The sequence below is a fragment of the Mesorhizobium sp. NZP2077 genome, from assembly GCF_013170805.1.
Taxonomy (GTDB): domain Bacteria; phylum Pseudomonadota; class Alphaproteobacteria; order Rhizobiales; family Rhizobiaceae; genus Mesorhizobium.
Genome location: NZ_CP051293.1, coordinates 2894106 through 2915380, shown reverse-complemented (window position 1 = coordinate 2915380; position 21275 = coordinate 2894106). Strand labels below are relative to the sequence as shown.

The window sequence follows — 21275 nt, the reverse complement described above, 5'->3', positions numbered from 1 at the left end:
TCGGGCACGCCACGACGGTGGACAATCTCTCGCGCTTTGCAAGCACCGGCTTCGTATAGGTCTTTTTCATCTGCTGATCCCTGCCAATCCCTCATTTTGACATAGGGATGCCGCATCGCCGCTTGTCAAGCGACGGCTAAAATTCAGATCGATCCGGGCACCGGCCAGGAGATCGATTTCTGCCATCTTCCCTTTTTTGCCATGTTGCATTGCGAAAAATTTGCTGCACTGCAATATTCCCTGTCCAGGCCGACACGCGAGGCCGGCTAGCGAAGGAGTGATCATGGCGGCATCGTTCCGGCCCGATATACAGGGGTTGCGCGCGCTGGCGGTCGGCGGCGTCGTTGCCTATCATTTCGGCCTCACTGCCCTGCCCGGCGGCTTTGCCGGCGTCGACATCTTCTTCGTCATTTCCGGCTGGCTGATCACGACGCATCTGATGCGCGAGATCACCGAGACCGGCCGGCTCGACCTCTGGCGCTTCTATGCCCGCCGCGCCCGGCGGCTTTTGCCGGCAGCCGTATTCGTCATCCTGGCAACGCTCGCAGCCGGTTACTTCATCCTGGCGCCGCAGGAGCAGGCGCTCTATTCGCGCGGCGCCATGTATGCGTCGGCCTATGCCATCAATTTGTGGCTGCTGCGCTGGTCGTTCGACTATTTCGCCGCCGATGCGTTCAGCAACCCGTTCATCCATTTCTGGTCGCTCTCGGTGGAAGAGCAGTTCTATCTCGTCTGGCCGGCGCTGCTGCTGTTCGCGGCCTGGCTGCAACAGGGCAAGCGCATGGCGGTGATTGTCATCGGCGTCGCCGGTCTCGCCTCCTTCGTCGCCTGCCTGTGGCTCACCAGCGTCTCGCCGGCCTGGGCCTTGGGGAGCTTCGGCGCCTGCGGTTTGGCGGGTTTGGTCTTTTTGGGCATGGGGTGGCTCCTTGGGTTGGTTGTGGTGTTTTGGTTAGACAGGTTGGCGGGACAGCGCCCCCTCTGCCCTGCCGGGCATCTCCCCCACAAGGGGGAGATTGGCAGCGTCGTCAGCGGCGCCCTCCTCCAACGTTGGCCATTGGCGAAGGCCGTGACGCATCCGATCTCCCCCCGTGTGGGGGAGATGGCCGGCAGGCCAGAGGGGGGCGCTGTCCCGCCGACCTGTCTGATCATCCCGCCACCTGCCTCGCGGGAACCGCAGCCGTCCTTCTCGCCATCAGCTCGCGCATCGTCCGCCGCTCCCGCACCTCAATGCAGAGCTGCGCGCTCGACGGGCAGAACTGGGCGTTGCCGCTTTTCACCTCGCCGCGCACGAAGCGCTGGATGGCGGCCTGCAGATCGGCAAGCTCGGCGTCGCGCACCACGTCGAGATAGCCGCGCATCTGCATCTCGACATCAGTCAGGACGGATTGCGGGAAGCATGAGAACATCGCGGCCAGCGCCTTCGTCGCCTGCTGCAGTTCGGCTGCGGTCATGGCTGCGGATCTCCTCGATGATGGCGTTGGCGGCGTCGGAATGGGTTTTCGGCCGCTGCCAGCCAGGCGGTTTTTTCCCCGAAAAGACGCGAGCCATTTTGGTTTCATCCGCAGGGGAAAAAGCGGAAGCTTTTTCACTCTGGTTTCTGGAGTCTGGAGAATGCCGCGGCAAAGTGCCGGCATTTGCCCCCGCATGCGCCTTTGTTTTCAACGCAGTAGCCACGCCGCCGCGCGCCCCGGCGGCGGCCCTCGCCTCGCTTTTGACCTGCGCCTTGTGCAGCTCTTTGGTCAGCCTCTTGTGGCCGATCTCGCCGCCCTCGCGCTCGAAGAAGATCAACAGATCGACGCTGATGGCGCGCCATTTCTTGAGCGAAAGCCGCGCCACCCGCGCCAGCTTGGCATCGTCGTCGGGCAGCCGGCCGCCGGCGTTCCACATCGCCATCAGCATGAGCATGTAGGCGCCGATCTGTTCGGTCGAGAGCTGCAACGTGTCGCCGACGAAATCGGAGACGTAGAGCTGCATGAAGGGCCGCTCGCTCATGCCGGACCCTTGCTTACACGCCAGCTAATGGAACCAGCCGCAGATCCGCACGTTATGCCGCGACCAATCCAAGGGGAGGTTTGCCGATGACGGCTTTCATGCCGATTACGCTGCGCTTTTGCGACAACAAGACCATGCTGGTCGGCTCGGTGGCCGATGCTGAGACGGCGCTGCGCCAGCAATGGCCCGACAAGACCGCGCCCAGCTATCTCGATGCCGCAAGGCTGGTCAGGCTCGCCATCGAGGGCACTTGCCGCCCGAGCACCGCGTTCGAGGCCTTCAGCAAGGCCGCCAGGCAGCAGGGCATATTTGTGGCCAGGCCGAGAAGCCGCGCGCATGAATGGCTCGATGCCGCCGCCAACCCGTGATACTGTCGCGACGGAGATGCAACCGCGCGACGGCCTCATGCGTTTATAAGCGCAGGCTTTAAAGCCGCGTCGAGATTGAAGGTGAACGCCGTGGGTACAATGAAAACCGGAGTGCCGCTCAAAGTCAGCATGGACGGGTACGTCGAGGAGATCGACAGCGTCAGCGACGCCGCCGATTTCCTGCAGCGCTGGCCGATCGAGCGGCGCGGCCACGTCTACCGCAGCGCGCTCAACGCCTGCAGTGCCGCGATCGCCGCGCAGATATCGGAATCCGACGCCATCAAAGTGTTTACCGGCTTTGCCCGCGTCGCCGGGGTCTTGGTTGCCGAGGGTGGTCCGGCTATGAAGCTGGAGGCACGCAGCGTGCAGAGCCGCATGCCCAAGCAGGGTCGGCAGATGCCGAAATAGGCCAAGCGTCTTTCTCCCCGTCAATATACGGGGAGAAATGCCCGGCAGGGCAACGAGGGGCAGCGCCAGCGCTTCAATAAGTGGCATCTGAATCGGATGCTTGAAGTTCATATCTGCTTTCAATCCTGCCATCTCAGCGCTGCCCCTCATCCGTCTGCCGGCGTTCGCCGTTCGAAAAGCCAAGCAATTGGCTTTTCGTCCGCTTCGCGGACCACGTCTCACCTCCCCGCAAACGGGAAGAAGGGTTGCTCACTCCAAAACTCGCCTCTGAAACCGCGCCTGGTGGTAGCTGCAGTAGCTTTTCAGCGCCCTTGTGCGCATGCCGCAGCACAGCATGTCGGCGCCGGGCCGGCCGCCTGGCGCGTCGTTCTCGGCATCCTCTCCCACCGTCAGGTCGAGCGGCGCGCGGCAGCGGGAAAACAGGCAGTCGATGAAGCGCATCGCCACGCCATGCGGTTGGCGGCCGATCGGTCCGCGCGGCGGCGCCGGCACCTTGAAACGATAGGCTTCGCCATCGGCGATCAGCACCCCCACCTCGCGCACGAACAGGCGCGGCGGCAGCCAGGCCGGCGAAGAATCGTGTCTGGGCCGGACCTTGTTCTTGCGCAGGACGGTGCTGTCGGCGGCATGGACGCCGGCGCGGTTTTCCGCAGCCGCCTTGCCGTTGGCCTTGTCCTTTGCCTGCTTTGCGGCCGAGGGCTTGCGCATTGCCCGCTCCCCGGCGGCTTGCCTGGCGACCGGCGGCATCCCGCGGCCATGGGCAAAGCCGATCGCGCCCAGCATGGCGTTGCGGTGGACGACGCCGATAATGGCGTTGCGTGACACCGGACTGCCGCGCAGCGCGCTGAACGCCGCGGCGATCCTCGAGGCCGAAAGCCCGTCCTTCAGCCAGCGGGCGATCTCTTGCAATTCGGCATCGCTGTAGCTTGCCATGTCCAGGCTCCATCCAAGGGTCCGCCTTCGGCAGCGCTTGAAAGCGCACCGTCGGTAAGGCTCAGGGTTCGGGCCCGGTCGGGGCCACGGTCAGGGTGTTCGGTGCGAAAGCCGGCTCGCGGCCGGATCAGCCGGAGCGGAGCCCGGCGCAGAGGCGCGCCAGCCGCGCCTCTGCCGTCTTCCTGTCTGGGGCGGAAACCGCCCTGCCCGTCATCGGCTCGAACAGGATGACGGTGCCGTCCTGCGTGCGGATGCAGGAACGCGTGGATAGGCCGCCAAAAGCAGCCCGTTCGAATTGGGGGCCGGAGCCGAGGGGAGCGGCGGCTCCGGCCGTTCCGGCCGCCGGTGACGGGCGGACCGGACCCGAGGCATCAAGGCGCTCGGGCTTCGCCCTGGCCGGGGAGGAGGACGGCCGGGGCGGAAGGGAATGGCTGGCGACTTCGGTCGCTGGATGCGCCTCACGGGAGGCCGGCGCTATCGCGCCATGAAAGCTGGACAGGTTCTGCATGGCCAGATATAAGCATAACTCAAAAAAATATGAAAGCCATTCTTTCATAGACGAGAGCCGCTTTCATCGCTCACATGGGCGCCATGGCAAAAACGGAACTGTCGATCAAGGTCGGGGCGGCGATCCGCCAGGCGCGCAAGCAGCGCGGCCTGGTCATGCGCCACATTGCCGAGCACAACGACACCGATGTCGCAGCCGTCGGCAATTGGGAAACCGGCCGCAACCTGCCCAAGACCGAGAACCTGTTGAAGACCGCCGCCTTCCTGCGCGTCGACCCGGTCGCGCTCGGCCAGGGGCAGGTCGTCTTCCTCGACGATGCCGGCCCGGTGGCCGACGCCGAGATCGTCACCGATGCCGGCCCGCTTCCCGCCGGATCAATGGATATCGAGGTGCTGGGCGCCGCGGTCGGCGGCGATGACGGCGACTTCACCTTCAACGGCGAGCCGGCCGGCTACGTCCAGCGCCCGCCGGGCGTGCGCAACCTGCCAAAGGTGTTCGCGCTGCATGTGCTGAGCGACTCCATGGTGCCGCGCTACGAACCCGGCGACCTCATCTATTGCGGCGGCCGCGACGCGGTGCCCGGCGACCATGTGGTGATCGAGACCTTTCCGGAAGAAAACGAGCGCAACGGCAAGGCCTTCATCAAGAAACTGGTCAAGCGCACGGCGGGCGAGCTGGTGGTCGAGCAGTACAATCCGCCGAAGACGATCACCTTCAACCGCTACGCGATCAAGCATGTCTGGCGGGTTATACCGCTGAAGGAATTGCTGGGGTATTGAGGAGTCATTACCCCAGAGGCCATCACTCGACTGGCGGCAGCTTGCGTAAAAGTGTATGATTAAATCATACGCTTCACATTTGCCTAGGGAATGAAAATGCGCAGCACCCAGCCACTGACCATCACCTTGCCGCTTGAGATGGCGCAGATGGTAAAGGACAAGGTTTCATCCGGCGAGTACGCGACGGAGAGCGAAGTCATCCGCGATGGCTTGAGAACTCTTGCCGCACGCGACGCAGCGGTCGATCGCTGGCTGCGGGAAGAGGTGGCGCCAACAATGGATGCGCTGCAGAAGGATCCTTCGCTTGTCTCGCCACTCGAGGAAGTGCGCAAGCGACTTCACAACCGTATTGACGCACTGGCGGGCAAGCGTTCACGCCAAGCATGACGCACAGGGTCGTCTTCAGTACGGCCGCATAGCAAGAACTGCTGGATTTGCTGACCTATCTGGTTCCACAGGCTGGCGAACGGACTGCGCGAGCCTATGTCGATCGCCTCATCGATTACTGTTCGGACTTTAATACGTCTCCCGAGCGCGGGACTCGCCATGATGATGTTAAGCAAGGCCTCCGCACCGTGGGCTATCGCAGGCGGGCGACGATCGCATTCACCATCAAAGACAAGACAGTGACGATCATCCGAATCTTTCACGGCGGACGAGACGTCATCCTCTCCGTTGACGATGACTTCTGACACCCCCTCAAGCCCGCCTCGACCCCTCCACCAACACCTCCCGCTCGCTCAGCATCTGCGCTTCACTGCGCACGCGCTGGCGCTCGTCGATGAACGCCGCCTGGATCGACACCGCCGTGCCCGGCAGCCCGTCGGCGCGGCAGGCCGAGCAGACGATGCGCCCCGACAATGCCGCCAGCGGCGTGTTGCCGTTCACCCCGAACCGCTTCAGCTGGTCGGGCCGCCACCACCTGTTGCGGCCGCAATCGGCGCATTCGACCGAGATCGAGGCGACCTGCGCGATTACTGCTTCCCTGCCCGGCAATACCATCGCCCCTCCTCGCTTTTTGTTCGTGATTTGTTCTTATATTCCTGCGTTTCGAGCCAGGAGTCGAGTCGCCGTTTTAACACTTTCCCAAAAGTTTCTCTTCTACCTAAATTTGAGTTATGCTTATATACACTCGCAAATATGAGTCGGCAGCGAATTCGCCGCATCAGACCCGGGAGCAGTGATGGATGCCGCCGATTTTGCCCGCGCCTGCGATTACACCGGCGACAGCCCTGCCTTGCTCGAAGCCTTCGAGGCGATCCGCCGCAACGGCATTGCGCAGGCCCGCCACGACCATTTCGGGCGCAAGGCCGTCATCGACGAGCTGAAGCAGTCGGAGCTGCTGTTCCTCGCCGTGATCGGCCCGGCGCTGTCAGCGGAGGAAGCCATCGAGGATACCGCCCGCTTCATCGCTTGCTGGCGCAACATGCCGCGCTGGCGCCAGGAGCGGCGCCTGCCATACCTCGCCAGGGCAAGGCAGAGCGCCTCGTCGCGCGCTTCTTCCGCCGCTACGGCCACCGCCTGTGGGCACGCGAAGCGGCCTGAGACGCCTGCATTTGACCATCCGGCTGGGCTGGCGCCGCGCCGGCCCTGATTCCGTCGGATTGCTGCGCTGATTGGTGCTTCGAAAACCAGGGAAGGACCCGCCATGAAACGCTTTGTTCTCGTAGCCCTGTGGATCATGGCGCTTGCCTTGTCCGCCCATGCCGCCGGCGACAGCACGACAGGGCTTGCCAACGCTACGGTGCTGATCGTGCGCCATGGCGCAAAGCCCGACAGTGGTCCCGGTCTGTCGCCCGAAGGCGAAGCTCGCGCGAAAGCCTATGTCGCCTATTTCCAGCCCTTCATGCTCGACGGCGTAGCCTTCCGGCCCGATATGCTGGTGGCCAGCGCCGATTCCAAGAGCAGCGCGCGCGAACGGCTGACGCTGACGCCGCTCAGCCGGGCGCTGAAACTGCCGATCGACCAGCGCTTCGCCGACCACGAAGTCCAGAACCTCGTCGCCGCGCTGTCGACTGAAAGCCACGGCAAGTCGATCCTGATCGCCTGGCATCACGGCCAGCTGGGAAAACTCATCAAGGCCTTCGGCGCCGACCCCAAGACGCTGCTGCCGAACGGCAAATGGCCTGACGATGTCTTCAACTGGGTGGTGGTGCTGCGCTTCGACCATACCGGGCAGCTGGTGCCGGATTCGGCGCGGGTGATTGAGGAGAAGCTGGCGGGGTGAAATGCGATCTTCCCTTCTCCCCTTGTGGGAGAAGGTGGATCGGCGCGCAGCGCCGAGACGGATGAGGGGTGTTCCAGCGGAGTGAGACGGCGATTTCAAACGCATCGCCAAGCTGGAGCACCCCTCATCCGGCCGCTTCGCGGCCACCTTCTCCCACAAGGGGAGAAGGAAGACCCCTACCGCCTCACCCTCGACTTCAGCCACCGATCGAACGCCACCGCCAGGATCAGGATCAGCCCGATGACGATGCTCTGCGTGTAGGACGAGACGTTGTTGAACTGCAGCCCGTTCTGCAGCACGCCGATCAGCGCCGCGCCCACCACCGTGCCGCCGACCGAGCCGATGCCGCCGAACAGCGAGGTGCCGCCGATGACGACGGCCGAAATAACCGTCAGCTCGTAGCCGATACCGGCGACCGCTTCCGAAGAATTCAGCCTGGCCGACAGCACGAAGGCGGCCAGCCCGGCGAAGAAGCCGACGATGACATAGACCGAGACCAGGATACGGTCGACGCGCAGGCCCGACAGCCGTGCCGCCTCGGCATTGCCGCCGACGGCATAGACGGCGCGGCCATAGCGCGTGTAGCGCAGCACGATGTGGCACAGGATCGCGGCAATGGCGAAGATGATCGCCGGCACCGGCACCGGGCCGATCAGGCCGGTTCCGAACCAGCGCATCGAGGCGTCGAAGCCCGAAATCGGGCCGCCATTGGAGATGGTCAGCGTCAGCCCGCGAAACACCGTCAGCCCGCCCAGCGTGACGACAAAGGGCGGCACTTTCAGCCGGGTGATGGCGAGCCCCTGCACGCCGCCTGCGGCAGCCCCCACCACGACCGCGGCAAGCAGCGCGGCAAACCAGCCATAGCCCTGCGTGCCTGAGGTCGACAGCGACAGTGTGTTCGCGGTGCCGCCCTTGGCGACGACGGCGGCGACCATGCCGCAGAAGGCGAGCAGCGAGCCGACCGACAGATCGATGCCTGCGGTGAGGATGACGAAGGTCATGCCGAGCGCGATCAGCCCGGTGATCGAGATCTGGCGCGTGATGTTGAACAAATTGATCGGATCCATGAAGCTCGGCTTCAGCACGGTGAAGACGACGATCAGCGCTGCCAGGAACAGCAGCGGCCCGAAGCTCATCAACAGCCGGGCGAAATTGATGCCACCGCGCTCGCTCTGTTCCGTCACGCTCATCGTGCCCGCCCTTCGTCCTGTGGCTGCCCCTCGTCCTGTGGCTTCCTGTCGAGCGCCATCAGTTCCATCAATCTTTCCTCGTTCGCCTCGACGCCCGGCATCTCGCCGGTAATGCGGCCCCGGCGCATGGTGACAATGCGGTCCGACACCGCCAGCACTTCGGGCAGTTCGGACGAGATCATCATCACCGCAATGCCGCGCGCCGCAAGCTGCACCAGGATCTGATGAACCTCAGCCTTGGCGCCGACATCGACGCCGCGCGTCGGCTCGTCGACGATCATCACCTTGGGATCGCGCGCCAGCCAGCGCGCCAAGATCACCTTCTGCTGGTTGCCGCCCGACAGGCCCTCGATCGCCTGCTCGGGGGAAGCCATGCGGATCGACAGCATCTTGCGGAATCCTGACAGCGCATCGCGCTCGCGCCGCTCGGCCATGAAGCCGAAACCGTTGCTGAAGCGACCAAGCGAGGCGACGGAGAAATTCGGCAGGATGCCGAGCGCGGCAAAGATCGCCTGGTGCTTGCGGTCCTCCGGCACCAGGCCGATGCCGAGCGCGATCGCATCGGCCGGCGAGGCCGGCGCGATGGGCCTGCCGTCGAGCGTGATGGTGCCCGCAGCGATGCGGTCGGCGCCGAAGATGGCGCGCGCCAGCTCCGTGCGGCCGGAGCCGACAAGGCCGGCAACGCCGAGGATCTCACCGGCCTTGAGGTCGATGTCGACGCCGTCGAGCACGATGGCATGCGGCGCCTCCGGATCGCGCACGGTGCGCAACCCGCGCACCGACAGCACGACATCGCCGGCAACCGCGCGCTGCGCCGGCCGCGCGTAAAGTTCCGAGGCGGCGCGGCCAACCATCTTCTCGATGATCCGCGGCAACTGGATCGGCCCGCCCCGGCGGTCGAGATGGCCGGCCAGCCGGCCGTCGCGCAGCACGGTCATGCGGTCGCAGATGGCGGAGGCCTCCTCCAGCCGGTGGGTGACGAACATGATGGCGACCTTGTCCTGGCGCAGCCGGTCCATGATCGACAACAGCCGCTGCACCTCGGTCTCGGTCAGCGCCGAGGTCGGCTCGTCCATGATGATCAGCCGGCTCTTCAGCGACAGCGCGCGGGCGATCTCGACCAGCTGTTGCTCGGCCACCGACAGCGCCGACACCGGCGTCATCGGGTCGATGGAAAGACCGACGCGGGCGATGATTTCTCGCGACGACGCCTCCATTCGCCGCCAGCTCACCAGACCAAGCGGCCCGGTCGGCGCGCGGCCGATAAAAATGTTCTCCGCCACCGTCAACGTCGGGATCAGGCTGAGTTCCTGGTAGATGGTGACGATGCCGAGCCGCTTGGCATCCTGCGGGCTCGCCGGCGCATAGTCGGCGCCATCGAAAGTGATACGCCCGCTGGACGGCGGCATGACGCCCGACAGGATTTTCAAGAGCGTCGACTTGCCGGCGCCGTTTTCGCCGAGCAGGCCGAGAATTTCGCCGGGGCGGATGTCGAGCGAGACGTCGCTGAGCGCGGTGACGCCTGAAAAATGCTTGGTGACGCCCTCGACGGCGAGCAGAGCGGCTTCAGCTGGCAAGGGTTGCTCCCGGATTGCGGCAGGCAGCGGGACAGCGCCCACTTCTGGGGCGCTGTCCCGCCATCCTTGCCAATGAGCCTTTCCCCGCCAAGTTCTACTTCGTCTCGCTCAGCCTCTCCGCCTTGTCGAGATTGTCCTTGCCGATGACGATCGGCGTCAACAGCACCAGCTTTTCCTTCGGTTCGGTCTTGTTCTTGGCGTAGGCGACCGCGATCTGCACGGCGGTGCGCGACTGCTGGCCGGGGAACTGTTCGACCGTGCCGGCGAGCTTGCCGTCGCGAACCGCAACCAGCGCCTCGGGAAGTGCGTCAAAACCGTAGATCTTGACGTCGGTGAAGTTGCGCGCCGCGCACGCTTCGAGCGCGCCGAGCGCCATGTCGTCATTGGCACAGATGATGGCGTCCGGCTTGCCGTTGGCGGCAAGGCCGGCTTCCGTCACCGACAGCGCCTCGGCGCGGGCGAAATTGGCGGTCTGCTCGAAGATGATCTGGTACTTGTCCTTCAGGGGATCGAGCACATTGTGCACGCCCTTGTTGCGGTCGATCGCAGGTCCCGCGCCCGGCTGGCCCTGCAGATGGAACAGCTTGGCACCGTTGGGGAACGCCACCACCATGGCCTGCGCCTCGGCCTCGCCGCCCTTGACATTGTCGGCACCGACATGGGCCAGGATGCCCTGGACACCGTCGACGCGGCGGTCGATCGTCACCACGGGTACGCCGGCCTTGACGGCTTCCTCGATGGCTGGCGCCAGAGCGTTGACGTCGAGCGGCGAAATGACGATGGCGTTGACCTTCTGCACCAGCGCCGCCTCGATATCAGCGGTCTGCTTGGTGGCCGAGTTCTGGCCGTCGCTCTCGGTCAAATTGACGCCCTGGGCTGCGGCTTCCGCCTTGATCTCGTTCAGCATGTGCACGAAGAACGGAAAGCCGAGATTGGGCACCGAGCCCAGTATGGTGAGCTTGTCCTCGGCGAACGCCGAAGGTGCTGCCAGCATCATCGCGCCCGCCGCCACGGACGTCATCAGGAATTCGCGTCTGTTCATGGTTGATCCTTCTCCACAGAGACGCATCATCCCCAAGACCGGGACCGGTCTTGGGAAGCGACAATGCGTCGGTTCAAAGTGTTGGAGCATCCTCCTTGCGCAAGACAGCGCATGCCGCTCCAGCTGATATCCGTTGCAAAAACTGCCTCCCATCGGCATCAGCCCGAGGATGCTAACCCAGGGTCAACCATTTGTGCAACATCGATATAACAGTGTTGGGCGGCCAATTATCGGAATTGTCGGAATTTTGGATTTTCGGATCGGGTGACTTCTCCTACATCAGGAATGCCAGAGAACGGCTCCAGAGCTGCGCGGCGGACGTCTCATTGTAGTCCGGCAGCGCCGGATCCGAAAAATAATGTCCCGAGTCTGGATAGCGGTAGACTTGCACATCAGCTCGCGCAGTCTCCGCGCTTTCCTGCCAGGCGCGGACATCCGCGTCGGGGAAGAATGGATCGGTGTCCGCGACGTGCAGTTGGACCGGCAGGCCGGGCCGTGTATTCCCAGGCACGGTCGCCAGTCCGTGAAACAGCAGCACCCCTGCGGCTAGCGGACGTGACGCCCAGACTTCGGCCACCACGCCGGCGCCCATCGAGATGCCTGCCAGCACCGTATCGCCGGGCATCGGATCCAGAGCGTCTCGCGCCTCGAGGCAGATGGCATCCCAGCCTATCCGCGCCTTGATTGCGAACCCTTCGTCGAGATCGTCGGTTACCGCACCCCGATAAAGGTCCGGCAACGTGACGGCGTGGCCCGCAGCGCGAAGCCGTTCAGCAAGATGTCGCTCATTGTCGCGCAGGCCGAGAACAGAGTGAAACAGGATCATATTGGCCATCCGTCAGTCCTCGCTTCGCGGCGGCATCTCTTCAAGCGTACTCCCGCAATGCCAATGTGGAACGCGTTCAGCCTGTTCATAGTGACGACCCGTATAAAGGCTTGCAACTTGGGGAGAGGTTTGCCTTCCATTCCCTTGGTCCGGCGCTACTTTGAAGTCGACCTGAACCGATAAAGCCATCTCCGGAGAATTGCATGAAGCCGCGCATCATCTGCCATATGCTCGCATCGCTTGATGGCAGCCTGCATCCGAGCCGCTACACCACGAGCCCGGACGGGACCCGGGCCGAGTGGTCAGGCCTCTATGAACAGATTCACGAAGATCTCGAAGGTGACGCGTGGATCGTCGGTCGTGTCACCATGGCCGAGATGACCAAGGCCGGCGCGCACCCGCCGACCAATACCGGCAAGGTCGACCGGCCGCACCATTTCGCCCAACGCGATGCGGGCAGCTTTGCCGTGGCGCTCGACGCCTCTGGCAAGCTGCATTTTGCCAAGCCCGATGTCGGCGGCGACCATGTCGTGGTGCTGCTTGGGCACGGCGTCTCCGACAGCCATCTGGCCGAGCTCGCCGCCGACGGCGTGTCCTATATCGTCTCGGAAACGGCCGATATCGACCTCGCCGCCATGCTCGATGTGCTCGCGCATGAACTCGGCATAAGCCGGCTGCTGCTCGAGGGCGGCGCCGGCATTAACGGCTCGTTCTTCGCGGCCGGGCTTGTCGACGAACTCAGCCTGCTCGTCGCGCCAGCGCTCGATGCGCGGGCGGCAAATCAGGGTTTCGTCGAGTTCGGCGAAAGCGGCCTCGCCGGCAAGATGCAGTTGTCGCTGACAAGCTGCGAAACCCTAGCGCATGGGCTTGTTCATTTGCGCTACGCCGTCAGCCCCGGCTGAAGCCGCTTTATCAGCGCCTCAATACCGCATGGCGTCGAGATCGGCGATCAGCGTCGGGCCGGTCGGATGCCAGCCGAGCCTTGCCTGTGTCAGCGCGCTCGAAGCCGGCAGGTCCATCGGCGCGAACATCGCCATCCAGCCGAAATGCCCCGCCGCCTTTTCCGGCGCGATCGAAACAACAGGCAATTTCAGGCCGCGACCGAGCGCCTCGGCGATGGCGCGCACCTCGACGCCTTCCTCACCGACCGCATGATAGCGCGCGCCCGGCTGCGCCTTCTCCACGGCGAGCCGGTAAAGTCTTGCCGCATCGAGGAGATGTCCCGCTGAAAACCGGTTGCGGCCTTCGCCGACATAGGCCGAGACGCCTTTTTCACGCGCGATCTCGATCAGCGGTGTGATGAGCCCCTGCTTGACCGGATTGTGCACCTGCGGCAGGCGCATCACCGAGACGTTGACGCCGGCTTCCAGCAAGGCATTGCCGGCGAGTTCGGAGGCAATGCGCGGATTGGCATGGCTGGCGTTGAAGACGTCCTCGATCGCCAACTGGCCATGTCCGGGGCTACCCATGCCGACGCCGGAGGTGATCACCAGCGGGCGGTCGGATCCGGCAAGGGCGCCGCCGAGGGCGGCGATGACGCGCTTGTCCTTTTCGCAGTTTTCCGCAAATCGAGAAAAGTCATGGTCGAACGCGGTGTGGATCACGGCATCCGCCTTCGCCGCACCGTCGCGCAGGCCCTCGGGTTCCTCGAGCGTCCCGCGATGCACCTCGGCGCCCGCGGCGGTGAGCGCCTCGGCGCCGGCGTCGGAGCGGGTGACGCCGACCACCTGATGGCCGGCCTGGATGAGTTCGGAAACGATGGCCGAACCGATGAAACCGGTCGCGCCGGTGAGAAAGATACGCATGCAAAATCTCCTGACAGTTGCCTGCGTAATATCGACGGTCTATTATTCCATTAAAGTAGTGACCTTATCATGGTATAATCTTTAACAGGACGGCTAACAGGATGCCCACCAGTTCCCCCGGCACGCTCGCTGCCTTCCTGAAGGACCGGCGCACCCGGCTCGATCCCGCCTCGTTCGGCTTTTCCGGCCGCCGGCGCACGCCGGGGCTGCGCCGCGAAGAGGTCGCCCAGCGCGCCAACATCAGCCCGACCTGGTACACCTGGCTGGAACAGGGCCGTGGCGGCGCGCCTTCGGCCGATGTGCTGAACCGCATCGCCAAGGGGTTGCTGTTGACCGAAGCGGAGCGCGAACATCTCTTCATGCTCGGGCTCGGGCGCCCACCCGAGGTCCGCTACCGGGGCGACGAGGGCGTCAGCCCCCGGCTGCAGCGCCTCATCGACACGCTCGATGCCAGCCCCGCTCTGATCAAGACCGCGACCTGGGACGTCGTTGCCTGGAACCGCGCCGCCGAGATCGTGCTGACCGACTATGGCGCCATTCCCGCCGGCCGGCGCAACGTCCTGCGCTTCATGTTCCTCACGCCCCACATCCGCGCCAAGCAGCACGATTGGGAAAACCTCGCCCGTTTCGTGGTCGGCGCCTTCCGCGCCGATGCGGCGCGTGGCGGCGCGGTCTCCGAGGTTACCCAGTTGGTGGACGAACTGTGCAGCGGCAGCGCCGAGTTCGCCAAGTTGTGGCAGGAGAACGATGTGCTCGCCCATGGCGACGGCACAAAGCGCCTGAAGCACCCGGAACTGGGTGACATCGAGCTGGAATACTCGTCCTTCGCGGTCGACGGCAGGCCGGATCTGAACCTGACGGTCTACAACCCGATCGACAGCAAGGTCGCCGACGCTATTCGCGTCTTGGCCAAGCGCCCCAGGGGGTAAAGGCTGGGGGCGGCTGCGGTAGCGCCCGCCCTTGCTCAACTACGCTCGCACACCGCCTTCAGGATCTGCAAGGTCGGCCCCAATAGAGATCGGCATGCGGACGGATCGCCGGTTCGGCAAAGTCACTGAGCGTCAGCGTCAGCAGCGTCCCTCCATCCGCCGGCGCCAGGGCGAAGCTGAACAGAGTGTGGTTTTCCGGTGCGTCCGCCAGGCGCGAGGCCGACAGCGTGCTCCAGTAGCTGTAGGCAAGACGCGCGAGCACCTCGGCCAGTGACTCCTTTTGGCGGGAAACAGCCATGGCATAACCCTTTCCGCTCGGTGAGACAGTTGCTTTTCGAGATTGGTTGAGTGCGGAATTTGACTGTTGTTTGAATCGATCGCATAGGCGAAATTTCTTCAGAAAATTCCTATAGTTTTCCACTTGAAGCAAGCGACGCGAAGTATATAAGATTTCATTTGGGGGGAACGATAGTGAAGTGCCTGGTGATTAATCTTGATCGCTCAGTCGATCGACTTGCCGCCGTCGCAGTGGAATTTTCTCGCATTGGCGTTGCTTTTGAACGCGTTGCCGGTGTCGATGCGGCCACTGGGGTTCCGTTTGTCGCGCCTCCGCTCACCGACGCGGAAATCTGCTGCTTTCTCAGTCATCGTCGTTGCTGGCAAATCATCGCGGATGGCCCCGACCGGTATGGCGTCGTGTTCGAGGACGACGTTGTTTTCAGCCATGACGCAGGGGCCATGCTGGCCGATGACACTTGGGTCCCGAGAGACGCCGACGTTGTCAAACTGGAAACATTCTTTGGCGGGGTGCGGATTGGCAACCGGCACATCCGCGTAAAAAATGGATACTCGGCAACGCGGCTTTTCGGACAGCACCTGGGCTCGTGCGGGTATGTGCTTTCCAAAGCGGCCGCCGAAAAACTGCTCACAAATACGAAGCGTCTCAAGGCGCCGGTCGATCTCGCGCTTTTCAGCCCCAATCAGATGAGCGCCGCGCGCAATACGACCTACCAGTTGACGCCCGCTCTTTGCGCTCAGGCGCATTTCTTTGCTGGGGATAGACCCGCGAGCCTGATCCAACTCGTTCCAAGGCCCCACATAACCAAGCGGCTAATCAACAGGATAAGTGTAGAGGCGACGCGCACGTTCGGGTTTCTTCGAAACAGGGCGTTTTTCGCAACCGAGAAGGTCGACGCCGTGCCTCTACGCTTGCCACTGGCCAGATCATAACCTCTCGGAAGCAAGGATAACGGCCGAGCCGCTCTCCTCACCCTTGCGCGATTGCCGGCTGATCAACGCCACGGCGGCAAAGGCCACGATGCCGAACAGGCCGACCACGACATTGAGCCACAGTGCCGGGAAAACGCCGAGCCCTGATATCATCAAGGTGAGGCCGAACGGGGCGAAGGCGGAACTGAACTGGCGCGCCGCCGTGATCCAGCCGACATAGGAACCGTAGCGCTCCTGGCCGAACAATTCGAGCGGCAGCGTGCCGCCGACAATGCTCATCAGCCCCGAGCCGAAGCCGAAAAGCACGGCAAACAGCATGGCGCCGGGAACGGACGGCGCCACCAGCAGCAGCACCGCAAGGCCGCCGGCGAGTGCTGCGGTCGCGCCAAGGGCCAGCGATGTCTGCGTCAGGCCCCGGCCGAACAGCATGTTGACGAACCGGCTCGCCACTTGCGACGGGCCAAACAGGCTGGCGACCAGCACCGAGGCTCCACCGAGACCGACCAGGCCAAGCAGGGGCACCATCTGCACGAGAACAGCCGAAAGCATGAAGCCCTCTATGGCAAATCCGGCCAGCACCAGGACGAATAGAGGCGACCATCGCCGGCCGGGCGCGGGGTTCGACAGGCCTGATGTGGCCGGGATGATCCTCTCCCGCGCCTTTCCGGCATGGCTGGAAAGCCTGCTCAGCCACCAATGGATCGGCAGGCAGACAAAGGCGTTGAGTGCGGCAAAAAGAACGAGAACCTCGCGCCAGCCGAGATGCTGGTGCAGCAGCGTCGTCAAGGGCCAGAACAGCGTCGAGGCGAAGCCGGCGATCAAGGTGAGATGGGTGATGCCGCGCCGCGCGCCACCGAGTTGCACGATGGCGACGAAGGCCGTGCTGTAGAGCACGAAGCAGGAGGCGAGTTCCATGGCCAGCACGCCGAGCGCAAAGCCGGCGCGCCCCGGCGCCAGCGCGCACAACAGCAACGCGCCCGCCGCCGCCAGCGATCCCGGCACCATCAGCCGCCCCGCCCCGACACGGTCCGCGAGGCTGCCTGCAAACGGCGCCAGAACGGCGCTCGCCAGCAGCGACGCCGACAGCACGGCGAACACCCATTGCTGCGACCAGGCGAGCTCCGCCGCCACCGCCGGCGCCAGGATGCTGTAGCTGTAATAGAGCGTGCCATAGCCGATGATCTGGGTGGCGCCCAGCGCCCAGATGGCCGAGGCAGGGATCTTGCCGTCGCTCACTCGGCGGCTTCCATCTTGCCGGCACAGCCGCAACCGCCTTTGCCGGCGGCCTTGGCGTCGGCATCCGCCACGCAGCAGGCATCGACCTCAACCGGTGCCGGCCCGCCGCAACAACCCTGCGACGCGCGGCCGGCCGGCACTGTGCAGACACCGGTTTCGGGCAGGATCAGTTGCACCGCATCGGCCGCCGCCATGTCGCCCGCGATCGCCGCCGCGACCGAGCGGACCTGCTCGTAGCCGGTCAAGAGCAGGAAGGTTGGTGCGCGACCATAGCTCTTGATGCCGACCGTGTAGAAGCCGGGCTCCGGATGGCCGAGTTCACGGTGGCCGTGCGGCGGCACGTCGCCGCAGGAATGCTCGTTGGGATCGATGAGCGGACCGAGCGCCTTGACGCTTTCCAGCCACGGATCGAGATCGAGCCTGAGTTCCCTTGTCAGCGACAGGTTCGGGCGCTGTCCCGTCGCGGCGATGATGCGGTCGACCGGCCTGAGTTGCACCAGGCCCTCCTCGCTTTGCCCCTCGACGATCAGCCGGCCGTCGCGCTCGTGTATGGCAAGCGTCGCAAAGCCGGTGACCAGCTTGACGCTGCCGCTTTCGGCGAGATCGCGCACATCGGCGCCGAGTTCGCCGCGCGCCGGCAATTGGTCGGCACCGCCACCGCCATAGATGCGCACGAGGTCGGTTCCGCGCACCGCCCAGATGAAAGACGTGCCAGGCGCGGCATCCGCCAGCCTGGCAAGGTCGAGCAAGGCATTGGCCGCCGAGTGGCCAGAACCCGCAACCAGCGTCGTGCGGCCGGCATAAAGCGCGCGGTCGCGGCCCAGGACATCGGGAATGCCGTAGGCAATCCGGTCGGCGAAGTCCGCCTCGCCCTCGGCCGCGATGCCGCCGGCGCCGAGCGGATTGGGCGTGCGCCATGTCCCCGAGGCGTCGATGACCGCCCGCGCGCTGTCGCGCCTGGTGCCATTGGCGGTCTCGACGACGAGCATGAACGGCCGCGTCGCGCGCTCACTGCCGCGCACCTTGTCGGCGCCCCAGCGCGATATGGAAACGATACGCGCATTGGTCTCGATCGTCGGCGAGAGTTCCGGCAGCATGGCGAGCGGCTCGAGATAGTGCGCGACGAGTTCATCGGCGGTCGGGAACGCTTCCGCGTCCGGCATCCGCCAGCCATGGCTTTCGAGCAGCCTGCCGGCCGCCTCATCGACGCAATAGCGCCAGGGCGTAAATACCCGGACATGGCCCCAATCGCGCAGATTGGCCGCGACGTCGCTGCCGGCCTCATAAAGCTTCACCGGCAGGCCCCGGGCCGAGAGATGGACGGCGGCCGCCAGGCCAACCGGGCCGGCGCCGATGATGGCGATGGGCAGATCGTTTTGCGTGACCATAGCTTCTATCCTTCCGGTATTATCGAAATAGCAGGCAAAATTTATGCGGCCGCGTCACCGGCCGCCGGATTGCAAGCTGCGTCCGCACAGCATTCGTCGGCCAGGAAGCCGATGAGATCGTTCATCATGGGATAGTTGGCGCGGCAGATCAGCGTCGTCGCCTGCCGCTCCTGGCTGACCAGACCGGTCAGGATCAGCCGGTGCAGATGATGCGACAGCGTCGAGGCGGCGATGCCGAGGCTCTCTTGGAGAGTGCCGACCGGCCGGCCGGCCTGGCCGGCCCTCACCAGGATACGATAGAGGTTCAGCCGCGTCGGATTGCCGAGCGCTTCCAATTGCTTCGCTGCTTGTTCGAGTTTCATGGAAATACGATGCAGCCAGTGACAGCAGCCGTCAAGCCATATTTCGAAAAATATCGAAATAAGCTTCAGACAACCCGCTTGCCACCGACGACGACCTCGCCGTCCTCCTTGGTGAACGGGCCGATATCCGGATTGGGCAGGATATCGAGCACCGCTTCCGATGGCCGGGCGAGCACGACGCCGAGCGGGCTCACCACGATCGGCCGGTTGATCAGGATCGGATGCGCCAGCATGAAATCGAGAATCTCGTCGTCGCTCCATTTGGAATCGCCAAGGCCGAGCTCGGCGTAGGGCGTGCCCTTCTCGCGCAACAAGTCGCGTGGCGTCATCGCCATCGCCTCGATCAATTCGATAAGCCTGGCGCGCGACGGCGGGTTCTTCAGATATTCGATCACCTGCGGCTCCTCGCCGGACTGGCGGATGATCGCCAGCGTGTTGCGCGACGTGCCACAGGCCGGGTTGTGATAGATGGTGATGGTCATTGCCGGGTCCTCTCGCGGGATGTGGCGTTGCGGACGGCGGCCCCCTGTTCGTACCAGCCTTTGCTTCGGTTCACGATCCACACCACGGAAAGCATGACGGGAACCTCGATCAGCACGCCCACCACGGTTGCCAGCGCCGCACCGGAATTCAGCCCGAAAAGCGCGATTGCGGCCGCGACCGCCAATTCGAAGAAGTTGGACGCGCCGATCAAGGCCGATGGTCCGGCCACGCAATGCCGTTCACCGGAGAGCCGGTTGAGCATATAGGCGAGACCGGAGTTGAAATAGACCTGGATCAGGATCGGTACCGCCAGCAGCGCGATAACCATCGGCTGGGCAATAATCTGCTCGCCCTGGAAGCCGAACAACAGCACCAGCGTCGCCAGCAGGGCAATCAGCGACAAGGGCTGCATCGCGGCCAGCAGCGCATCGAGCCCGCCCTGCCCCTTCGCCGCCAGCAGGCGCCCGCGGATCAGTTGAGCAACCAGCACCGGCAGGATGATGTAAAGGGCAACCGACAGCACCAGCGTGCCCCATGGCACGGTGATCGCCGACAGCCCGAGAAGCAGGCCGACGATGGGCGCGAAGGCAACGATCATGATCGCGTCGTTGAGCGCCACCTGCGACAGCGTGAAGTTCGGCTCGCCGCGCGTAAGGTTAGACCAGACGAACACCATGGCCGTGCAAGGTGCCGCCGCGAGAATGATCAGCCCGGCTATGTAGGAATCGATTTGCGCGGCGGGCAACCAGGGCCGGAACAGCCAGCCGATGAAGAGCCAGCCCAGCACCGCCATGGAAAACGGCTTCACCGCCCAGTTGATGAACAGCGTGACCCCGATCCCTCGCCAATAGGTGCCGACACTGGCCAGCGAGGCGAAATCGACACGCAGCAGCATGGGCACGATCATCAGCCAGATCAGCACCGCGACGGGAATGTTGACCTTGGCGATCTCGGCGGACGCGATCGCGCCGAACACGCCCGGCAGCAAATGGCCGAGGGCAACACCGGCGACGATGCACAGCGCCACCCACACCGTGAGGTATTTTTCGACGAAGCCGATGCTCGGCTGCGTCGTTTCGCCCGCATTCAGAATGTGATCTGACATCGTGGTTCCTCTTGGCTCAGCTGGCCTTGGGCAGGCTTCGGCCGATCTCGTCCAGCCGCTTCTGCAGGGCAAGGCTGTCGACGACATTCATCGGCAGGCTGACGAAGATCGAGATCCGGTTGCCGAGCATGCGATAGGCCTCAGCAAAGGCCAGATGCTTTTCGACATCGGTGCCTTCAGCCGCGGCAGGATCGGGCACGCCCCAGTGCGCGGTCATCGGCTGGCCCGGCCAGATCGGGCAGGATTCGTTGGCGGCGTTGTCGCAAACGGTGAAAACGAAATCCATTTCCGGCGCGCCAGGCGCCGCGAACTCCTCCCAGCTCTTCGAGCGGGCAAAGGACGTGTCGTGGTTGAGGTTTTTCAAAAGCTGGAGTGCGAGGGGATGGACCTGCCCTTTCGGCTGCGATCCGGCCGAATAAGCCTTGAACTTGCCGGCGCCCAGACGATTGAGGATGGCTTCGGCCAGGATCGACCTTGCCGCGTTGCCGGTGCAGAGAAACAGAACGTTGTAGATTCGATCGCTCATGGCGCTCACCTCAACATTTGCAGGTCACGGCCTGGATGATCGGCTGGCAAAGCTCCGGGGCGCCGTTGCAGCAATCCTCCATCAGATAGGCCAGGAGATCGCGAAACCCGGTCATGTCGGCCGTATAGCGGATGCTGCGGCCTTCACGCTCGGCTTGCACCAGCCCGGCCTGGCCGAGGATTTTCAGATGCGCCGACATGGTGTTCTGCACCGTGCCCAGTCGCGTCGCGATCTCGCCTGCCGGCACACCCTCGGCCCCGGCCCGAACCAACAGCCGGAACACCTCCAGCCTTGTTTCCTGACCGAGCGCCGCGAGCGCCAGCAATGATGTTGTCTTGTCCATGAATCCATATATCCGGAT

The 21275-nt window shown here is 64.2% G+C and carries 28 protein-coding genes and 1 pseudogene; 10 read left to right on the top strand and 19 right to left on the bottom strand.

The annotated features are described in order from the left end of the window. Window positions 1–283: 283 nt before the first annotated feature. Window positions 284–901 (top strand): annotated as a pseudogene (locus HGP13_RS14425) (acyltransferase); the annotation flags it as partial. Window positions 902–1145: 244 nt separating this feature from the next. On the opposite strand, the gene HGP13_RS14420 reads toward HGP13_RS14425, so the two are convergent. Both HGP13_RS14420 and HGP13_RS14415 read right to left on the bottom strand, forming a co-directional pair. Next, window positions 1146–1451 (bottom strand): hypothetical protein, encoded by a 306-nt coding sequence (locus tag HGP13_RS14420; RefSeq protein ID WP_172226346.1) that lies wholly within the window; start codon window positions 1449–1451, stop codon window positions 1146–1148. Continuing rightward, a complete protein-coding gene (locus HGP13_RS14415) occupies window positions 1372–1974 on the bottom strand; it encodes a DUF1376 domain-containing protein (protein ID WP_246707452.1) in 603 nt (200 codons plus the stop codon). The genes HGP13_RS14420 and HGP13_RS14415 overlap by 80 nt, the downstream gene beginning before the upstream one ends. 104 nt (window positions 1975–2078) lie before the next feature. Between HGP13_RS14415 and HGP13_RS14410 the strand changes: the two genes are divergently transcribed. Together HGP13_RS14410 and HGP13_RS14405 are read left to right on the top strand one after the other, a co-directional pair. After that, entirely contained in the window at window positions 2079–2360 is a 282-nt protein-coding gene (locus HGP13_RS14410) for a DUF982 domain-containing protein (protein ID WP_172226340.1), read from the top strand. A 99-nt stretch (window positions 2361–2459) separates the two neighbouring features. Beyond that, window positions 2460–2768 (top strand): DUF982 domain-containing protein, encoded by a 309-nt coding sequence (locus tag HGP13_RS14405; protein ID WP_172234706.1) that lies wholly within the window; start codon window positions 2460–2462, stop codon window positions 2766–2768. Window positions 2769–3017: 249 nt separating this feature from the next. On the opposite strand, the gene HGP13_RS14400 is transcribed toward HGP13_RS14405, so the two are convergent. Beyond that, the gene (locus HGP13_RS14400; protein ID WP_172226337.1) at window positions 3018–3701 is read right to left on the bottom strand and encodes a GcrA family cell cycle regulator; all 684 of its coding nucleotides are present in this window, start codon (window positions 3699–3701) and stop codon (window positions 3018–3020) included. A gap of 127 nt (window positions 3702–3828) precedes the next feature. Beyond that, window positions 3829–4209, bottom strand: coding sequence for a hypothetical protein (locus HGP13_RS14395; protein ID WP_246707380.1), 381 nt, complete (start codon window positions 4207–4209; stop codon window positions 3829–3831). Window positions 4210–4283: 74 nt separating this feature from the next. Between HGP13_RS14395 and HGP13_RS14390 the strand changes: the two genes are divergently transcribed. From HGP13_RS14390 to HGP13_RS14380, 3 genes are all read left to right on the top strand, one after another. Continuing rightward, entirely contained in the window at window positions 4284–4988 is a 705-nt protein-coding gene (locus HGP13_RS14390; protein WP_172226331.1) for a helix-turn-helix transcriptional regulator, read from the top strand. A 96-nt stretch (window positions 4989–5084) separates the two neighbouring features. After that, window positions 5085–5375, top strand: a complete 291-nt coding sequence (locus HGP13_RS14385; protein WP_172226328.1) for a type II toxin-antitoxin system ParD family antitoxin — start codon at window positions 5085–5087, stop codon at window positions 5373–5375. A gap of 47 nt (window positions 5376–5422) precedes the next feature. Further along, window positions 5423–5680 carry a type II toxin-antitoxin system RelE/ParE family toxin gene (locus tag HGP13_RS14380; protein WP_246707379.1) on the top strand — a complete coding sequence of 86 codons (258 nt, stop codon included), beginning with the start codon at window positions 5423–5425 and terminating at the stop codon, window positions 5678–5680. 7 nt (window positions 5681–5687) lie between these two features. Here the strand turns inward: HGP13_RS14380 and HGP13_RS14375 are convergent, their stop codons facing one another. Next, window positions 5688–5990 carry a hypothetical protein gene (locus HGP13_RS14375; protein WP_172226325.1) on the bottom strand — a complete coding sequence of 101 codons (303 nt, stop codon included), beginning with the start codon at window positions 5988–5990 and terminating at the stop codon, window positions 5688–5690. Window positions 5991–6171: 181 nt separating this feature from the next. Here HGP13_RS14375 and HGP13_RS14370 point away from each other — a divergent pair, with 181 nt between their 5' ends. Beyond that, on the top strand, window positions 6172–6582 hold the full coding sequence (locus HGP13_RS14370; protein ID WP_246707378.1) for a hypothetical protein: 411 nt from the start codon (window positions 6172–6174) through the stop codon (window positions 6580–6582). A 54-nt stretch (window positions 6583–6636) separates the two neighbouring features. After that, a complete protein-coding gene (locus HGP13_RS14365; RefSeq protein WP_246707377.1) occupies window positions 6637–7215 on the top strand; it encodes a flagellar basal body-associated protein FliL in 579 nt (192 codons plus the stop codon). Between the two features lie 176 nt (window positions 7216–7391). Here the strand turns inward: HGP13_RS14365 and HGP13_RS14360 are convergent, their stop codons facing one another. The 4 genes from HGP13_RS14360 to HGP13_RS14345 form a co-directional block, all read right to left on the bottom strand. Further along, complete coding sequence (locus tag HGP13_RS14360) at window positions 7392–8405, bottom strand: ABC transporter permease (RefSeq protein WP_172226322.1); 1014 nt, start codon at window positions 8403–8405, stop codon at window positions 7392–7394. Continuing rightward, window positions 8402–9982: a sugar ABC transporter ATP-binding protein gene (locus tag HGP13_RS14355; RefSeq protein WP_172226319.1), complete on the bottom strand. Its 1581-nt coding sequence runs from the start codon at window positions 9980–9982 to the stop codon at window positions 8402–8404. The genes HGP13_RS14360 and HGP13_RS14355 overlap by 4 nt, the downstream gene beginning before the upstream one ends. 94 nt (window positions 9983–10076) lie before the next feature. Continuing rightward, on the bottom strand, window positions 10077–11024 hold the full coding sequence (locus HGP13_RS14350; protein ID WP_172226316.1) for a substrate-binding domain-containing protein: 948 nt from the start codon (window positions 11022–11024) through the stop codon (window positions 10077–10079). A 274-nt stretch (window positions 11025–11298) separates the two neighbouring features. Then, on the bottom strand, window positions 11299–11859 hold the full coding sequence (locus HGP13_RS14345) for a dienelactone hydrolase family protein (RefSeq protein ID WP_172226313.1): 561 nt from the start codon (window positions 11857–11859) through the stop codon (window positions 11299–11301). A gap of 194 nt (window positions 11860–12053) precedes the next feature. On the opposite strand from HGP13_RS14345, the gene HGP13_RS14340 reads away from it, so the two are divergent. Continuing rightward, window positions 12054–12752 (top strand): RibD family protein, encoded by a 699-nt coding sequence (locus HGP13_RS14340; RefSeq protein WP_172226310.1) that lies wholly within the window; start codon window positions 12054–12056, stop codon window positions 12750–12752. Window positions 12753–12770: 18 nt separating this feature from the next. Here HGP13_RS14340 and HGP13_RS14335 read toward each other — a convergent pair whose 3' ends face one another. Then, window positions 12771–13655, bottom strand: coding sequence for an SDR family oxidoreductase (locus tag HGP13_RS14335; protein ID WP_172226307.1), 885 nt, complete (start codon window positions 13653–13655; stop codon window positions 12771–12773). Window positions 13656–13756: 101 nt separating this feature from the next. Between HGP13_RS14335 and HGP13_RS14330 the strand changes: the two genes are divergently transcribed. Further along, window positions 13757–14584, top strand: a complete 828-nt coding sequence (locus HGP13_RS14330; RefSeq protein ID WP_172226304.1) for a helix-turn-helix transcriptional regulator — start codon at window positions 13757–13759, stop codon at window positions 14582–14584. Between the two features lie 58 nt (window positions 14585–14642). Here the strand turns inward: HGP13_RS14330 and HGP13_RS14325 are convergent, their stop codons facing one another. The 9 genes from HGP13_RS14325 to HGP13_RS14285 form a co-directional block, all read right to left on the bottom strand. Continuing rightward, window positions 14643–14882: a hypothetical protein gene (locus HGP13_RS14325; protein WP_246707376.1), complete on the bottom strand. Its 240-nt coding sequence runs from the start codon at window positions 14880–14882 to the stop codon at window positions 14643–14645. A gap of 203 nt (window positions 14883–15085) precedes the next feature. Continuing rightward, window positions 15086–15664 (bottom strand): hypothetical protein, encoded by a 579-nt coding sequence (locus tag HGP13_RS37885; RefSeq protein ID WP_246707375.1) that lies wholly within the window; start codon window positions 15662–15664, stop codon window positions 15086–15088. 144 nt (window positions 15665–15808) lie between these two features. Then, entirely contained in the window at window positions 15809–17050 is a 1242-nt protein-coding gene (gene arsK, locus HGP13_RS14315) for an arsenite efflux MFS transporter ArsK (RefSeq protein WP_172226298.1), read from the bottom strand. Further along, entirely contained in the window at window positions 17047–18438 is a 1392-nt protein-coding gene (locus HGP13_RS14310; protein WP_172226296.1) for an FAD-dependent oxidoreductase, read from the bottom strand. Before HGP13_RS14310 ends, arsK begins: the two co-directional genes overlap by 4 nt. Before the next feature lie 41 nt (window positions 18439–18479). Then, window positions 18480–18800: a metalloregulator ArsR/SmtB family transcription factor gene (locus HGP13_RS14305; RefSeq protein WP_172226294.1), complete on the bottom strand. Its 321-nt coding sequence runs from the start codon at window positions 18798–18800 to the stop codon at window positions 18480–18482. A 65-nt stretch (window positions 18801–18865) separates the two neighbouring features. Continuing rightward, window positions 18866–19282, bottom strand: a complete 417-nt coding sequence (arsC, locus tag HGP13_RS14300) for an arsenate reductase (glutaredoxin) (protein WP_172226292.1) — start codon at window positions 19280–19282, stop codon at window positions 18866–18868. Continuing rightward, a complete protein-coding gene (gene arsB, locus HGP13_RS14295; protein WP_172234704.1) occupies window positions 19279–20343 on the bottom strand; it encodes an ACR3 family arsenite efflux transporter in 1065 nt (354 codons plus the stop codon). The genes arsC and arsB overlap by 4 nt, the downstream gene beginning before the upstream one ends. Before the next feature lie 61 nt (window positions 20344–20404). Beyond that, window positions 20405–20914, bottom strand: coding sequence for an arsenate reductase ArsC (locus tag HGP13_RS14290; RefSeq protein ID WP_172226290.1), 510 nt, complete (start codon window positions 20912–20914; stop codon window positions 20405–20407). Window positions 20915–20924: 10 nt separating this feature from the next. Next, window positions 20925–21257 carry a metalloregulator ArsR/SmtB family transcription factor gene (locus HGP13_RS14285; RefSeq protein ID WP_172226288.1) on the bottom strand — a complete coding sequence of 111 codons (333 nt, stop codon included), beginning with the start codon at window positions 21255–21257 and terminating at the stop codon, window positions 20925–20927. Between the last annotated feature and the right edge of the window lie 18 nt (window positions 21258–21275).